Raw genomic sequence first — 14,997 nt, 5'->3', positions numbered from 1 at the left:
GTCCGTCACCATGGCGACGGGGGCGCGTCGGCGTCCGCGGCCAGGATCGTCACGGACTGCGGTTCGGCCCCGGGCCGGTGCGCGAGCCCGGCGATGGTCAGCGCGGCGCGGACGGCCTCCGCGGCGTCGGCACTGTGGTGCACCGTCAGCTCGCCGTGCAGCGTGCCGTCGTCCGCGAAGCCGGCCCGGTCCTCCGCGGCCGTCCAGAACAGGTAGGACTGCGCCTCGCCGGTCGGCTGGTGCCGGTCGAGCTGCCGGCGGGCCGCGGCGACCGAGTCGCCCTGGGCGGCGGCGGTCGTGACGCCGTAGCGGCGCAGCGTGAACAGGGCCAGGTTCAGCCGCTCCCGGTGCGGGGCCGTGCGCAGCCAGCACGGCGGCGGGGCGCCCGACCCCGCCGCCGGACGGTACTCGCAGCGCCGAATCGTCGGCGGTGACGGGGCGGCGGCATGCGGGTGGTGACCCGGCTGCGCCGCGGTGATGTCCGGCATCGCTCCTCCTCCTGCTCCTCCGGCCGCCCAGGGCGACTGGCGTGCAGGACCACAATTACACGATGCCGATATCATGTAAAGTAATGCACGAATCTTAATTCGTGAGATGTGAGTCACCAGTTTGGCGGCGCACGCAAGCGGCAGCCGGGCCGGCCGTCACCGATCGAGCGACCTTCGGCCCTGGCGTCCGCGGGTGGTCCGGCGAACCGTGCTCGAGAGGAGGCCGTCGGTACTCACGACCGGTCCGTCCACGGTCGGCCCGGGTCGGGAAGGAATCCCCATGCACAACACACGGACGCTCGGACTCGAGCTGATGGCGCTGGGCCTGACCATCGCCACGGCGGCAACCCTCGGACCGTTCGGCATCGGCGTGATCCGGTACCACACGTCGGCATCCGGACTCAGCCAGATCACCGGCGGGGATGCGGCCGCGCTGCTGCTCGTCGCGCCGGCGTGCATCGCCGCCGGGCTACTGTCCCTGCGCGGGCACCGGGCCGCCCCCGCGCTGGCCCTCGCCCCCGCCCTGTTCGCCGCGTACACCTATGCCCAGCTGATCTGCGGCGAGGAGTACGGACAGCGGCCCGGCAACAATGAGCGCTTCTTCCCGCTGCTGTACCTCGCGTTCGTGCTCGGCTGCACCGCCGCCGTCACATCCTGGCGGGTCATCGGCCGCACCGCACCACCCGCGCCGACGCCGCGCCTGCGCCGGACCGCCGCCGCCACACTGTTCACCGTCGTGCTGCTGCTGGCCGCCCAGCACCTGCCGACCCTGGCCGACGCGATGCGCGACACCCCGCAGCGCGCCGAGTACCTGGCCAGCCCCACGGCCTTCTGGCTGGTCAAGCTCATGGACCTGGGCCTCGTCGCGCCGGCCGCGTTCGTGACCGGCGCCGGGCTCCTGCGGGACGCGGCGTGGGCGCGCCCGCCGATGTACGCGCTCGTCGGCGCCTACACCCTGCTCGGTGCGTCGGTGACGGGGATGGCCATCACCATGATCGTCCGTCGCGACCCCGCCGCATCGCAGGCGTTCGCCGCCGGGTTCGGCGCCCTCACCCTCGCCTTCGCCGCACTGATCTACGCCCTCTGCCGGCCGCTGTTCGGCGCGGACACCGAGCCTCGGGGGTCTCGAGCGACACGGCGTGATGCCGCGTTGCCGGCCCGCAGCGGCGCCGACGGCCAGGATCGGGCCGTCACCGGGACGTTGTAGAGCCGTTCACCAACGGAAGTCCCGCAGGGTCGCCGTGCGGTTCAGCATCGCCGAGTCATGGGCTAAGGTTTGCCAAGACATCGAGGTCTATGGAAGTCCGGCCGTAGGTACGGAGGCGCCGCCATGTCTCAGATTCCTCGCTTGCTTCGCCGCCTCGCCGGGGCCGCCATCGCCATGACGGTGGCCCTCGTCGCCGTGGGACCGCCGAGCGCCCACGCCGCCGACACGAGCGCCCCGACGGTCCCCGGTAACTTCGGCGGGTCCATCAACTGCGCCCTGGTGCTGACGCTGCACTGGAGCGCCTCGACCGACGACGCCGGCGTCGTCGGCTACGACGTGTTCCGGTCGGTCAACAACGAGGCGTTCGCGTTCGTCCGGACGACCCCGGCGACCACGTTCAGCGAGTCGCTGCAGGGCATCGTGAAGTACCAGGTGCGGGCCCGCGACGCGGCGGGCAACGTCTCCGCCTTCACCGCCCCGGCCGGCATCGTCCCGCCGCCCTGCCCGGCGCCGACGGACCGGCAGGCGCCCACGACTCCGGGTGCGATCAGCATCTCGGTCGGCTGCCCGGCGGCGGTGACGCTCAACTGGGGCGCCTCCACCGACAACGTGGCGGTCATCGGCTACGACGTCTACCGCTCGATCGGCAACGGCCCGTTCACGTCGGTCGCGACGACGCCGACGACCACGTTCACCGAGCCGCTGCAGGGCATCGTGCAGTACGAGGTGCGGGCCCGTGACGCCTCGGCGAACGTCTCCGCCTTCACCGCCGCCGTGACCGTCGTGCCGCCACCGTGCCCGGCGCCGGACACGCAGCCACCCACGACGCCGGGAACGCCGAGCGCGTCGGGGACCACCCGCTCGTCCACCACGCTGACGTGGGCCCCCTCCACCGACAACTTCCGCGTCGCGGGGTACGACATCTACCGGGCGACCTCGAGCGGCACCTTCGCGCAGGTCGGCACCGCCGCCACCAACTCGTTCACCGACACCGGCCTGGTGCCCCGGACCACCTACCGCTACCAGGTCCGGGCCCGCGACGGCGCCGGGAACGTCTCGGCATTCTCGGCGGCGGTCGCGGTCACCACGCGGCGCGGCTGAGACGGGCCTGCACAAGCACACCTCGGCAACGGCCGACCATGAGCGAAAGGCGGGCCGACCGTACCGATATCCCCCGCATAACGGATAAAACAGGCGTAGAGCGACTCTAAGTAATAGAGTTGCTACTTTCTGTGACTATGCCGTTCTAGCGGTTGCCGGACGAACTGGTCGGCGGTCGCGGCCGAATCTGGAATCCGGGAATTGTCGATGGGGTCGTTGCAAGTATCGGTGCGTGAGCGGCGGTGGAGTCGCGCGCGTCGCGTGGCGGCAGCACTCGGTGGGCTGGTGTCGCTGACCGGCTCCGCGCTGGTGCCGGCCACCGGCGCGTGGGCCGTGACGTCGCCGTGCACGGATGCATCAGCGCCGGCGGCGCAGAGCACCGTGACGTGCTCCGCTTCGGGCACGTTCACGCTCACGGTCCCGGCAGGCACGACATCCGTTGATCTGGACGTGATCGGCGCCGGCGGCGGGGCCGGCTACCCGGCCCGCTCCCACATCGGCGGCAACGCCGGCGAGGTCACCGGCACCGCCACGTTGCCGTCGGGCACGACATCGCTCTACGTGATCGTCGGTGCCGGGGGCGGCGGCGACAACCACGGCTACGGCTACGGCGGCGGCGGCTCCGGGGTCTTCGCCCTTGGTGCCGGTCAGACGCTGCTGGCCAAGCTCGCCATCGCCGGTGGTGGCGGCGGCGGCTCGTACAACGGCGACGGCGGCAGCGCCGGGTCGCCCGGCACCTCGGAGAACGCGGCACTGGCCGCGCCCGGGGCCGCCGGCAGCGGGTCGTCCGGTGGAGCCGGCGGTGCCGGTAACTACTCCGCCGGTACGGCCGGCGGCAGCAACAACCCGGCGGCGCTGACGCTGGCAACCGGCGGGAACGGCGGCACCTACCCCAACAACAGCGCGGGTGGCAGCGGCGGTGGCGGATACGGCGGCGGTGGCGGCGGCGCGACAGGCAACCAGGGCATCTTGAACATCTACGAGGCCGGCGGCGGGGGCGGCTCGTCGTACGCCTCGCCGACCTACGTGACCGGGGCGAGCACCTCGGTCAAGAGCGGCACCGGAGGCATCCAGCTGCCGGGCCTGGTCGCCGGCGACGGCGCGACAGGCGCGGTGACGCTGACCTTCAACGGTCCCGCGGTCCCGAGCGCCCCGACGCAGGTGGCCGCCGCGCCCGGCAACGCGCAGGCCACTGTCACGTTCACCGCATCCAGCAGCGACGGCGGTTCGGCGATCACCGGCTACACGGTGACGTCGAGCCCGGGCGGTCTCACCGGGACGTGCTCGGTGAGCCCGTGCACGGTGACCGGGCTGACGAACGGCACGGCGTACACGTTCACGGTCCACGCGACAAACGCCAACGGCGACTCACCGGAGTCCAGCGCCTCGACGGCCGTCACCCCCGCGCTGCCGCCGGGCATTCCGGCCGTCGGGACGGCGACCGGGGGCGCCGGGCAGGCGACCGTGTCGTTCACCGCTCCCGGCAGCGACGGCGGCTCGGCGGTCACCGGTTACACGGTGACGTCGAGCCCGGGTGGTCTGACTGGGACGTGCACGGTGAGCCCGTGCACGGTGACCGGGCTGACGAACGGCACGGCGTACACGTTCACCGTGCACGCCACGAACGCCGTGGGCAGCTCCGGGGAGTCGGCCGCCTCGAACGCCGTCACCCCCATGACCGTCCCGGGCACACCCACACAGGTCACGGCGGCACCCGGCGACACGCAGGCGACCGTGTCGTTCACCGCTCCCGGCAGCGACGGCGGGTCGGCGATCACGGGCTACACGGTGACGTCGAGCCCGGGTGGTCTGACTGGGACGTGCTCGGTGAGCCCGTGCACGGTGACCGGGTTGACGAACGGCACGGCGTACACGTTCACCGTGCACGCCACGAACACCGTCGGCGACTCGGCCGAGTCGTCCGCCTCGGCCGCCGTGACACCTGCGTCGTTGCCCGGCACGCCGGTGATCGGGACGGCGACCGGCGGCGCCGGGCAGGCGACCGTGTCGTTCACCGCTCCCGGCAGCGACGGCGGGTCGGCGATCACGGGCTACACGGTGACGTCGAGCCCGGGTGGTCTGACTGGGACGTGCACGGTGAGCCCGTGCACGGTGACCGGGCTGACGAACGGCACGGCGTACACGTTCACCGTGCACGCCACGAACGCCGTGGGCAGCTCCGGGGAGTCCGGCGCCTCGAACGCCGCGAGCCCGGCGGACGTACCCGCGGCCCCGGCCGTCGCGGCCACCGCCGGTAACGGCAGCGTCGGCGTCGCATTCACGGCGCCCAGTAACGAGGGCTCGGCGATCACCGGCTACGAGATCTCCACCGACGGCGGCCTCTCGTGGACGACGCTGAGCACGACGAGCAGCAACGGCATGCTCAGCGGTACCGCCACCGGCCTGACCAACGGCGCGGCGTACTCGGTGCAGGTGCGCGCGATCAACGCGAAGGGGCCCGGCAACCCGTCCGCGGCGCAGTCCGTCACCCCGGCCACCGTGCCCGATGCGCCGGGCAACGTCACCGCCACGCGGGGCAACGCCTCGGCGTCGGTGGCGTTCACCGCGCCCGGCACCACCGGCGGTGCGGCCGTGTCCGCCTACACGGTGACCGCGACGCCGGGTGGGCTGACCGCGACCTGCCCGTCCAGTCCCTGCAGCATCACGGGCCTGACCAACGGCACCGCCTACACGTTCACGGTCCACGCCACGAACAGCGCCGGCAACTCGGCCGAGTCGGGCCCGTCGGCGTCGGTCACCCCGGCCACCGTGCCGGCCGCGCCGTCGCCGCTGACCGTGACCCCCGCGGCGACCTCGGCCACCGTCGCCTTCCCGGAGCCGTCGACCGGCGGCTCGGCCATCACCGGCTACGAGGTCTCCACCGACGGCGGGCAGACCTGGGCCACGCTGCCGACCACCGTGTCCGCGCCGACGGTGACCGGCACCGTGACCGGCCTGACCCCGGAGACCGCCTACCAGGTGCGGGTCCGGGCCAGCAACGCCACCGGTACCGGTCCGGCGAGCGCCGCCACCACGCTGACCACCGTGCCCGCGGCCACCGGGGCACCGTCGGCCACCGCGGGCACGGCATCGGCCGTCGTCACCTGGCCGCAGGCCACCGGCAGCACCGTCACCGGCTACACCGTGTACGCCCACCCCGGGCCGGCCACCTGCACCACCGCGGCCATTACCGCCACGTCGTGCGTCATCGGCGCGGTGAGCGGCACCGCCTACACCTACACCGTCGTCGCCCACAGCCCGTCCGGCGACTCGGCCGACTCGCCCGCGTCCAGCCCGGTCACGGCGGCCTCGCCCGAGGTGCCGGCGGCCGCTCCAGTCGCCGCGCCCACCACGCTCACCACCACCGAAGGCGTCCTGGACCGGGTGGCGCCGGCACAGCAGATCACCGTCGTCGGCACCGGCTTCGCACCGTACTCGACGGCCACCGTCGTGCTGTACAGCACACCCGTGGTCCTGGGCACCGCGACCACCGACGCCGGTGGCAGCTTCACCAAACAGGTCACCATCCCCACCACCGTCGCCGCCGGCCGGCACAACCTCGTCGCCTCCGGCGTCGACACCAACGGCAACACCCACCAGATCCGGATGCCTGTCACCACCACCACCACCACGGCGACCTCGACCGGCAGCGGCCGGCTGCCGGTCACCGGAGCCCCGATCGCCGGGCTGGCCATCTGGGCCGGGCTGGTCACCGCCGCCGGCATCGGCCTCGTGGCGCTCGGCTATCGGCGGCCGCGAACGCGCTGACGCCTACACCACATGAGGAGCAGCCCGGCCACGCCTGCGCGGCCGGGCTGCTCAGCCCGTTACCCGTCGCCGCCCGGCCCGACCGGTCCGGCTCCGCTGCCGTCAGCCGTCAGGCGACGGAGATTCATCGGGGTGTGCCCGGTGCCAGCTGGAAGTGCCAGATCAGCTGGCTCGGTGTTCCATCCCAGGCGGCACCGGACGCCGCCGGGACGATGTCCAGCAGCGACCACGGCCACGCGTCCCACGGCCCCGTCCCGATCTCCGCGGGCATGTCCCCGCCGGCCTGGCCGGACATCCGAGGCTCCTCGCACCGTCGCACCTGCAACCCCAACGGCAGGGCGACGCGCAGATAGTCACTGGCCCGATGGCGGAATGCCGGGAGCAGACCAGGATCGCCGTCGCCCGCGCGAACGCGCGGCACCGACCCCAATGCCACAAGCTCCTGGTGTACGTCCGTGATCACCAGATGGCCGCCGGGACGCAGGACGCGGGCGAACTCGGCGATCGCCGGTCCGACATCGGGAAGGTGGGTCAGCGCCAGAGCACAGACGACGATGTCCACGTGGTCGTCGGGCAGTGGAAGCTCGCACAGGTCACCCTGCCGCAGCTCCGTGCTCGGCGCGCGCGTACGGGCGTGAGCGAGCATGTCGGGGGAGGAGTCGACGCCGATGACGCGGTGACCCTGCTGCGCCAGGTACGCGGTGTACCGGCCGGTGCCGCACGCCGCGTCCAGCGCCACACCCGGGGGCAGGGCTCCCTCAACCCCCGCCGATACGGCAGTGCGCAGCGGTATCCGCATACATGGCGGGCGCGGTAGCGTGCCCTGATGTACGAGGAGCCGGTGACGCCGGCCGGTGTGCCCGCGGCCGAGATCGAGATCGATGCCGGCCTGGTCCGGGCGCTGCTGCTGGCGCAGCATCCCGATCTGGCGGCCCTGCCGCTGCGGTTGACCGCCATCGGATGGGACAACGTGACCTACCGGTTGGGTGAGCGCCTGGCGGTCCGGCTGCCGCGCATCCGGGCGGGTGCCGAGCTGCTGCGCCATGAGCAACGCTGGCTGCCGGTACTCGCCGGACGGCTGCCGGTGCCGGTGCCGGTCCCCGAGCGCCTCGGAGCGCCCCACGGTGAGGTGTTTCCGTGGCCGTGGAGTGTCGTGCCGTGGATCCCCGGCCGATCGGCTGAGCACGCCCCGCCGGCTGCGGCGCAGGCCGTCGCGTTCGGCCGGTTCCTGGCGGCGCTGCACCAGCCCGCCCCCGTCGACTTCCCGCGCAACGACTGGCGCGGCATCGCGCTGGCGGACGCCTCGGGGCGGGTCGAGGAGCTGTTCCAGGCCCTTGCCGGCGAGGTGGCGGCCGCCGTACGCGAACACTGGCGCGAGGCGCTGTCCGCCGCACCGGCGCCGCTCACCACCTGCGTCCACGGCGACCTGCACCCGAAGAACGTGGTGGTCGACGATGGCCGGCTCGCCGCCGTGCTGGACTGGGGCGACATGACCGCCGGTGATCCCGCCATCGACCTCGCCGCCGCGTGGATGCTGTTTCCGGTCCGATCACACACCGACATCTGGGCCGCCTACGGTGGCGTCCCGGCCGCCACGACGGCCCGGGCGAAGGGCTGGACCGTCTTCTTCGGTCTGACGTTGCTGGACGCCGGGCTGGCCGGTGACCGGCCGTTCGAGCAGATCGGCCGGGTCACGCTCACCAGGCTCCTGACGAGCTGAGGACGGGACGTGCGCGCGCCGCGCAGCCCGGCGGAGGGCGCGCAGCTCGCAGTACAGCAGCAGCAGTGCGAGGGCGGCGAACACGGCGTGGCTGACGGGCGTGATCACCGGCCCGTCGCCCTGGAACGGGGTCATGAAGAAGGAGTGCCAGGCGTAGGTGAGCGTCGCCCCGGCCGCGAGCGCCAGCCGGTGGGCGTCGCCCCACCCGTCGCGCCGCGACAGGCGCAGCACCACGGCCGTCATGCCGCCGAACGCGACGGCCATCAGGCCCACGGCGGCCCAGGTCGGCACGGCGGCGGGAAGCCGGAACAGCGCACCGGCGGCGAGGGTGAGCACCAGCAGCCACCACGGCGAGGGCACCGGGCCGGCCGCGGGCGCCGGGTGCCGCCACCGGAAGGCGAGCCCGATCAGCGCGACGGCCACGAGCGCGGCCCCGGCCAGGCGGGGCCACGGCGCCGTGAAGTGGTCGGTGGACCGGGTGCCGAAGATGTTCATGGCCGCACCGGCCACGGCCAGCGCCGCCGCCACGACCAGGCCCGGGCCGCGCAGCCACGGTGTCGTGCGGGTCGCGGGACTCAGGTTCTCCACGAGCGCGATCGGCACCGCGATGCTCCAGACCGTGTGGACCGCGAGCACCGTGATCGTCCACGGCACCGAGATGCCGAGGCCGGGAATGAACCAGTGTCGCAGCAGATGCAGCCCGGCATAGTCGGGGTTGAACAGCGACTGGGTGACGAGACCCTCCTCGATCACGCCGTAGGCGAGGGCCAGCGTCAGCATCGCCGGCCACCCCCGCCCGGTGCGCCGCGCGACCTCGCGGATGAGGATCGCCCCGCCGCCGTACATCGGCGCAAGGAACAGCAGCGCGAACAGTGCATTGAGCCCGAAGTCGCCGAGCAGGAACTCGGCGACCAGCGGCGCCAGGAAGAACAGGGCAACGGCGTTTCTTCGCATGTACCGAGCATCAGCCGGACGGCGAGCCGAAGGTAGCTCCGTGTGTACGGCATCGCCCGGTACAAATGTCACGGACGGTCAGCGCAGCCGCGCGAAGAGCAGGCCGGTCGTGAGCAGCCCGACGACCGCGCCGTCATCGATCCTCCTCGCGTCGGCGGGTGGGCCGGCCGTCAGCATAGAGGGCTACCGATCGGCGGGGGTACCTCCGCGCCGCCGTCAGCGACGGGTCGCCGAGTAGGCCCGGTAGACCGACCGGTAGGCGTAGTACAGCGAGCTCACCGGGAACTCCCACGTCCCGAGGTAGTACCGGTATTCGCCGCCGAACGACAGCTTGAACTTCGACACGCCGGCCCACGGGTGCTCCGGCTCGTCGGGCGGCGACACGCCCAGCGAGTCGAAGGTCTGCTGCCCGCGCTGCTGGGCGTCGAGCATCATCGTGGCGCGCATGATGGCGCCCGGGTGGGCGTGCCGATGGCTGTGGAGGCTTCCGGAGTGCGCGACGTGGCGAGTGGTCGGGCCGTCGAAGACGAGCGCCGCGGAGACGGGCTCATCGTGGTGCCGCGCGACGTACAGGGTGGCCGCGCCACGGGGCAGCAGCACACTGGCCATGGTTCGGAAGTAGTCGTCCGGGAGCGGGACGATGCGGTTGTGGGTGGCCACCTCGTGCACCACCATCAGCAGGTGTTCCACGTCGCCCGGGTCGTGGCTCGCGTCGACGCGCACACCGGCCTTGGCGGCGTTGCGGTACCGCTGCCGATTGTTCTTGGACATCTCCCGCAGCAACTGCTCGCGCGGCTTGGTCAGATCCTGCTGGAACACCAGCGAAGGGTGGATCTCCCGCAGTGCCGGCCGGTGCATGAGCCGCTCCAGATCGGCCCTCGTCACCGGCGCCCACGGCTCCACCCGCACGAACATGGCGCCCTGGTCCTTCGCCAGCGCCTGCAACTGCGCGATCGCCAGCCGGTAGCCGGCCAGGCCGTCGGCGACCGGGCCGTAGGGGCAGAACAGGCGGGTCACCCGGTTGGACCGCTCCACGATGGCGAGGCACTGCCAGCCCGGGCCCTTGCCGAAGAACACCTTGCGGCCGAGCCGCTTGTTGAACGCCGCCCAGTGGGTGCTCTGCAGGAAGTGCCCGCCGCGGGCGAACAGCTCGCCGTCCCACGACTGGCCGGGCGCCTCGTCGCACCACGAGGCGGAGGGTTGCCGAGACATGCGGAAGGGCTCACCTTTCCGGGAGGGTAAGGCTCGGTGATGCGCCGGCCACACCTTGCACCGGTGGCCGGTACGATAAGAAGGCAGTCGTGAGGATCCGATGAAGAAGCCGTCCGGAGACCGCCAACGATGCGAATCGGATCGAAACCCAACCCAGGCTTCACCGGTTCCTCATAATCGGCCCGGTGCCGGCGGTCGCCGGCACACGCCGCTGCACTCGAACCGGTCGTCAGTCACGCAGGAGAGCGCACCTCGGCATCAACCCGCGACATCATGACGACCCCCCATGCCGATCCGGCCGCGATCACGAGAACGCCGGCCAGCCACAACCCCATCGTGAGCAGCGCGAACCGCACTTCACGGCGCCGGTCTTCCGCCCGCAGCAGCATGACCCCGAACGGGATCGACGCGATGACCAGGACCACACCGATGCGCCGGTAGTCGAGGCTCGCCTGCGACGTGCGGAGGGCCGCGCCGCGGGCTCGGACAGCGGGGCTGCCGAGCCGGCGGCCGGGTCGGGGCCGCGCGGGCCCGGGCCTACTTCTTGAGGCGGCGGCTGCCGGCGTGCCAGTCCTCGACCGTGCCCGGCTGTGCGGCCGTGACGCCGAAGGACGGCAGTTGTGGCTGCTCGCGCAGGCTGCGCTTGAGCTCGGCGAAGCCGGGGAAGCGTGCCAGGCCGACGACGTGGTCCCACAGCACCGCGGCCTGCTCCTCGTCGGGCAGGCGGCTGATCACCGGGCCGAAGAACGCGACGCCCTCCGGGGGTTCGAAGTGGACGATCGGTGTGCCGACGTCCTTGCCTGTCAGCGACAGCGCCTCGTCCGACTCGGCCTGGATCTCCGGGTCGCGGGAGGTGTCGTCGAGGAAGTCGGCGAGCGAGGTCGGCAGGCCGGCCTCGGCGAGCGCGTCCGCGGCCAGCTCAGGGGTGCCCGGCCAGCCGGGGGTACGGTGCTCGTCGGGCGGGGTCTCCAGGATCCGGGCGCCGAACGCGGCGTACAGGGGGCCGACCGCCGCGCGGCCGTGCTGTTCGCGGGCGGCCGACGCCACACGCAGCAGCCGGAGACCCGCGGTGTGCTGGGCCTCGTACTCCGGCGGGAAGTGGCTGTCGTAGTCGAGGTGGGCGTTGATGAGGCGCAGCGAGATGAAGCGCCAGTCGACGGTGTAGTCGCGCTGCGCCTGCACGATGCGGATCCACTTGCTCGTCATCCACGCGAACGGGCAGATCGGGTCGAAGTAGAAGTTGATGTCGGTCTTGGCGGTTGCTGCCATGCGTACCGTCCTTCGCTCGGGAGCCGCTCATCGGCCTGCTGGAAAACGTAGCTCGGCCGGCCCGTCCGGCGCCGCGCGATCGCCGTGGCGGGGCGGTATGGCCGCTACCCGGCCTGATCAGCGGTTTTCACCAGCATTCACGACCATAAGCGAGCGAAACGGACGCCTTCTTGTGTTGATGTTGGTCCGTCTCTACGGTGCCAGGAAAGCGCTTTCCTGTTACACGGGGCGGCGCATCCACTCTCGGAAGGTGAGGCACGCATGAGACGAGTCGCTCTGCGATGGCTGGGAGGAGGAGTCGCCGCGGTCGCCGTGGGCGCTGTCACGCTGGCGATGCAGGTGCCCAACGCGGCGGCTGCCACCAACCTCAGCATCGGCGCCGGTGCGGACGGCTCCAGCAAGGCCAGCGGCAGCAGCTACGGCAACGTGATCGACGGCAACACCAGCACGTACTGGTCGCCGAACGGCAGCACCGGGCAGATCAACGTCAAGTGGGGCAGCGCGACGACGGTGTCCTCGGTCGTCATCCGCACGGCGTCCGGCGGTGGCTCCATCAACGCGTGGCGGCTGCTCAACTACGACTCGGGCGCGGTACTGGCCAGCGGCAGCGGCACGCCGAGCACCATCAACTTCTCCTCGACCTCGCTGAAGAAGATCTCGCTCGACATCACGAGCGCGTCGAGCGCGCCCCGGATCGCCGAGTTCGAGACCTACTCGTCCGGTGGCTCGAACCCGACGCCGACCGCGACCGGCGGTGGTGGCAACCCGACGCCGACCGCGACCGGCGGTGGTGGCGGCGGCAACCCGACCACGACGTGGCCGTCGTCCGCGGGCAACGTGTCGCTCTCCGGCACGAAGAGCGTCTCCGGGACGTTCGACGGCGGGATGAAGACGTACTGCTGCATCGGTGACGGCAGCCAGTCCGAGAGCCAGGACCCGATGTTCGAGCTGGCCAACGGGGCCACGATCCAGAACGTGATCCTCGGCTCGCCGGCCGGCGACGGCATCCACTGCCTGGGCACCTGCACGATCCGCAACGTGTGGTGGAACGACATCGGCGAGGACGGCGCGACGTTCCTGCAGACCAACGGCGGGACGTCGTACGTGATCGGCGGCGGTGCGCGCTCCGGCAGCGACAAGATGTTCCAGCACAACGGCAACGGCACGGTCAGCATCAGCGGCTTCTACCTCAAGGGCACGGGCAAGCTGTACCGGGCCTGCGGCAACTGCACCAACTCGTACACCCGCAACGTGAAGGTCGACAACGTGATCGTCGATGACGTGGACTACCTCGTGGGCATCAACTCCAACTGGGGCGACGTCGCGACCATCACCCGGGTCCGGGTGCTCAACAGCTCCAGCATCAAGATCTGCGCCAAGTACAAGGGCGTCGCGAAGGGCAGCGAGCCGTCGTACATCGGCGAGGGCTGGAACGACGCGAACTGCAAGGTGAACAAGAGCGACATCACCTACGGGTGATGTAGCCACGCTCTGGGGCGCCCGCCGGACCCGGCGGGCGCCCGCTCGCCTCCGGAACAACGGGCGGGCCCGAACCGCACCCCCGTGAGCTGACGACCGGCATGCACCGGCTCAGTGCGGCGCGGTGACCCGCTCGGGCTCGCGCTCCTCCGCGAGCTGGCGGGGTGCGGGGCGCTGCGGCCCGGGCGCCTTCTCCAGCGGGTAGAAGAAGCCCTTGACCGTCGGGGCGAGGGCGCCGACGCGGTTCATCTTCTTCGGCACGACCCAGCCCGCGTACTGCGGGCCGTCGCCGCCGGCCGACGGCAGCGGCTGGTGGATCTCGACGAACCGGCCGTCCGGCAGGCGGCGGATGATGCCGGTCTCCACGCCGTGGGCCAGGACCTCGCGGTCGTGCTGCTGCAGGCCCAGCGCGATGCGGTAGGCGACGTAGTAGGCCAGCGGCGGGATGACCAGGATGCCGATGCGCCCGGCCCAGGTCATCGCGTTGAGGCTGATGTGGAACTTGTCGGCCAGCACGTCGTTGCCGCCGGAGATCAGCAGTACGAGATAGAACGAGATCGCCATCGCGCCGAGCGCCGTGCGCAGCGGGTTGTCCCGCGGGCGCTGGAGGAGGTTGTGGACGGCCTTGTCCTTGCTGAACCGGGCCTCGATGAACGGATAGAGGATCGGCAGCATCGTCAGGATGCCGGGCAGCGCGACAGTGGGCCAGAAGATCGGCGGGAGGGTGTAGCCGTCACCCCAGCCGAACAGGTCGAACCTGATTTCCCAGGCCGGGAACAGCCGGGTGGAGCCGTCCAGGAACATCATGTACCAGTCGGGCTGGCTCGCCGCCGAGACGACGGCGGCCTTGTAGGGGCCGAACAGCCAGATCGGGTTGATCTGGAAGAGGCCCGCGAGCGCGGCGATCATGGCGAACACGATCATGAAGAAGCCGCCGGCCTTGGCCGCGAAGCCCGGGAACATCCGCACGCCGACCACGTTCTCGTTGGTCCGGCCCGGACCCGGCCACTGCGTGTGCTTCTGCTTGACCAACAGTCCCATGTGGACGGTGATGAGTGCGAGCAGGGCGCCGGGGAGGAGCAGCACGTGGACGATGTACAGCCGGTCGAGAATCACCTCACCGGGAAACTCGCCACCGAACAGCGAGGTCGTGATCCAGGTACCGATGATCGGGACGGACAGCAGGATCGCGCTCGCGATCCGCAGGCCCGTGCCGGACAGGGCGTCATCCGGGAGCGAGTAGCCGGCGAAGCCCTCGAACAGCCCGACCCAGAAGAGCAGCATGCCGACGATCCAGTTGGCCTCGCGCGGCTTGCGGAACGCGCCGGTGAAGAAGACGCGGAACATGTGCACGACGATCGCGGCCATGAACAGCAGCGCCGCCCAGTGGTGCATCTGCCGCATGAACAGGCCGCCGCGCACGTCGAACGACAGGTGCAGGGCCGTGTTGTACGCCTGCGACATTTCGACACCGCGGAGCGGGGTGTAGCTGCCGTCGTAGACCACCTCGCGCATCGACGGGTCGAAGAACAGTGCGAGGAAGATGCCGCTGAGCAGCAGCACGATGAATGAGTAGAGCGCGATCTCGCCCAGCAGGAACGACCAGTGGTCGGGGAAGACCTTGTTCAGCAGGCGGCGCAGCGGGGTCGCCGCCTGGAACCGCTCGTCGAGCGCCCTGGCCGAGCCGGCCGGCAGAGCCCGGACCTCGAACTTGCGTCGTGTCATGCTCGTTCCCCCGCCCGGACAGGGCCGCCGGTCGTGCTGCGGCACCCACCATCGTCCACCGCTATACGTAGTCT

General features: G+C 71.6%; 11 protein-coding genes and 1 pseudogene. 5 read left to right on the top strand and 7 right to left on the bottom strand.

Annotated features, from left to right (window positions below; genetic code table 11):
* Positions 1-5: 5 nt before the first annotated feature.
* A complete protein-coding gene (locus tag Dvina_RS32075; protein ID WP_223093033.1) occupies positions 6-488 on the bottom strand; it encodes a hypothetical protein in 483 nt (160 codons plus the stop codon).
* A gap of 280 nt (positions 489-768) precedes the next feature.
* Here Dvina_RS32075 and Dvina_RS32070 point away from each other — a divergent pair, with 280 nt between their 5' ends.
* The 3 genes from Dvina_RS32070 to Dvina_RS32060 all read left to right on the top strand — a co-directional run bounded on the left by Dvina_RS32070 (position 769) and on the right by Dvina_RS32060 (position 6,564).
* Positions 769-1,695 (top strand): hypothetical protein, encoded by a 927-nt coding sequence (locus Dvina_RS32070; RefSeq protein WP_223093032.1) that lies wholly within the window; start codon positions 769-771, stop codon positions 1,693-1,695.
* A 123-nt stretch (positions 1,696-1,818) separates the two neighbouring features.
* Complete coding sequence (locus Dvina_RS32065) at positions 1,819-2,796, top strand: fibronectin type III domain-containing protein (protein WP_223093031.1); 978 nt, start codon at positions 1,819-1,821, stop codon at positions 2,794-2,796.
* A 261-nt stretch (positions 2,797-3,057) separates the two neighbouring features.
* The gene (locus Dvina_RS32060; protein WP_223093030.1) at positions 3,058-6,564 is read left to right on the top strand and encodes a beta strand repeat-containing protein; all 3,507 of its coding nucleotides are present in this window, start codon (positions 3,058-3,060) and stop codon (positions 6,562-6,564) included.
* 124 nt (positions 6,565-6,688) lie between these two features.
* Here Dvina_RS32060 and Dvina_RS32055 read toward each other — a convergent pair whose 3' ends face one another.
* Positions 6,689-7,303, bottom strand: a complete 615-nt coding sequence (locus Dvina_RS32055) for a class I SAM-dependent methyltransferase (protein ID WP_246655452.1) — start codon at positions 7,301-7,303, stop codon at positions 6,689-6,691.
* Between the two features lie 87 nt (positions 7,304-7,390).
* On the opposite strand from Dvina_RS32055, the pseudogene Dvina_RS32050 reads away from it, so the two are divergent.
* Positions 7,391-8,104 (top strand): annotated as a pseudogene (locus tag Dvina_RS32050) (aminoglycoside phosphotransferase family protein); the annotation flags it as partial.
* 9 nt (positions 8,105-8,113) lie between these two features.
* Here the strand turns inward: Dvina_RS32050 and Dvina_RS54630 are convergent.
* From Dvina_RS54630 to Dvina_RS32035, 4 genes are all read right to left on the bottom strand, one after another.
* Positions 8,114-9,238 carry a hypothetical protein gene (locus tag Dvina_RS54630; RefSeq protein ID WP_246655451.1) on the bottom strand — a complete coding sequence of 375 codons (1,125 nt, stop codon included), beginning with the start codon at positions 9,236-9,238 and terminating at the stop codon, positions 8,114-8,116.
* Positions 9,239-9,454: 216 nt separating this feature from the next.
* A complete protein-coding gene (locus Dvina_RS32045; RefSeq protein ID WP_223093027.1) occupies positions 9,455-10,450 on the bottom strand; it encodes a lipid II:glycine glycyltransferase FemX in 996 nt (331 codons plus the stop codon).
* A 233-nt stretch (positions 10,451-10,683) separates the two neighbouring features.
* Positions 10,684-10,875 carry a hypothetical protein gene (locus Dvina_RS32040; protein WP_223093026.1) on the bottom strand — a complete coding sequence of 64 codons (192 nt, stop codon included), beginning with the start codon at positions 10,873-10,875 and terminating at the stop codon, positions 10,684-10,686.
* 112 nt (positions 10,876-10,987) lie between these two features.
* Positions 10,988-11,719, bottom strand: coding sequence for a mycothiol-dependent nitroreductase Rv2466c family protein (locus tag Dvina_RS32035; protein WP_223093025.1), 732 nt, complete (start codon positions 11,717-11,719; stop codon positions 10,988-10,990).
* Positions 11,720-11,980: 261 nt separating this feature from the next.
* Between Dvina_RS32035 and Dvina_RS32030 the strand changes: the two genes are divergently transcribed.
* Positions 11,981-13,198 carry a pectate lyase gene (locus Dvina_RS32030; protein WP_223093024.1) on the top strand — a complete coding sequence of 406 codons (1,218 nt, stop codon included), beginning with the start codon at positions 11,981-11,983 and terminating at the stop codon, positions 13,196-13,198.
* A 111-nt stretch (positions 13,199-13,309) separates the two neighbouring features.
* Here Dvina_RS32030 and qcrB read toward each other — a convergent pair whose 3' ends face one another.
* Positions 13,310-14,923: a cytochrome bc1 complex cytochrome b subunit gene (gene qcrB / locus Dvina_RS32025; RefSeq protein ID WP_223093023.1), complete on the bottom strand. Its 1,614-nt coding sequence runs from the start codon at positions 14,921-14,923 to the stop codon at positions 13,310-13,312.
* Positions 14,924-14,997: the final 74 nt, after the last annotated feature.

It is taken from the genome of Dactylosporangium vinaceum, from assembly GCF_019904175.1.
Taxonomy (GTDB): domain Bacteria; phylum Actinomycetota; class Actinomycetes; order Mycobacteriales; family Micromonosporaceae; genus Dactylosporangium; species Dactylosporangium vinaceum.
The sequence above is the reverse complement of the archived record's forward strand: the minus strand, read 5'-3'. Positions and strand labels throughout refer to the sequence as shown.

Bases quoted from the DNA above. Each gene is read 5' to 3' on its own strand.
- Dvina_RS54630 (WP_246655451.1), bottom strand. From the start codon at position 9,238: ATGCGAAGAAACGCCGTTGCCCTGTTCTTCCTGGCGCCGCTGGTCGCC.
- Dvina_RS32065 (WP_223093031.1), top strand. From the start codon at position 1,819: ATGTCTCAGATTCCTCGCTTGCTTCGCCGCCTCGCCGGGGCCGCCATC.
- Dvina_RS32045 (WP_223093027.1), bottom strand. From the start codon at position 10,450: ATGTCTCGGCAACCCTCCGCCTCGTGGTGCGACGAGGCGCCCGGCCAG.
- Dvina_RS32030 (WP_223093024.1), top strand. From the start codon at position 11,981: ATGAGACGAGTCGCTCTGCGATGGCTGGGAGGAGGAGTCGCCGCGGTC.
- Dvina_RS32035 (WP_223093025.1), bottom strand. From the start codon at position 11,719: ATGGCAGCAACCGCCAAGACCGACATCAACTTCTACTTCGACCCGATC.
- qcrB (WP_223093023.1), bottom strand. From the start codon at position 14,923: ATGACACGACGCAAGTTCGAGGTCCGGGCTCTGCCGGCCGGCTCGGCC.
- Dvina_RS32070 (WP_223093032.1), top strand. From the start codon at position 769: ATGCACAACACACGGACGCTCGGACTCGAGCTGATGGCGCTGGGCCTG.
- Dvina_RS32075 (WP_223093033.1), bottom strand. From the start codon at position 488: ATGCCGGACATCACCGCGGCGCAGCCGGGTCACCACCCGCATGCCGCC.